We start from the raw sequence: 294 nt of genomic DNA, 5'->3' as shown, positions 1-294 counted from the left end.
GCTCAGGCCGGCGATGGCGCTGGTCTTGAGCGCCACGAAGTCCACCGTTTCCATCGCGGCCAGGTCGACCGTTTCCATGGCGCCCAGCTGGGCCGAGGTCAGCGCCGCGGCTTGCGCGGTGGTCAGCGCAATCACTTGCGAGGAGGTCAGGCCGGCCATCTGGGCCGAGCTCAGCGCGGCAATGGTGGCGGTCTTCAGGGCGGCGAAGTCCACCGTTTCCATGGCGGCCAGGTTGGCGGTCGACAGGGCGGCGATCTGGCGCGAGGTCAGGCCGGCCACCTGGGTGCTGCTCAG

At 70.1% G+C, this 294-nt stretch carries 1 protein-coding gene; it reads right to left on the bottom strand.

Going from position 1 to position 294, the window contains the following annotated elements:
• Window positions 1-294: hypothetical protein (locus AC6H42_RS15335; protein WP_497548423.1), on the bottom strand; the 294-nt coding region annotated here is incomplete at both ends.

It is taken from the genome of Massilia sp. NBRC 108631, from assembly GCF_059704565.1.
This window is presented reverse-complemented; position numbering and strand designations above follow the sequence as displayed.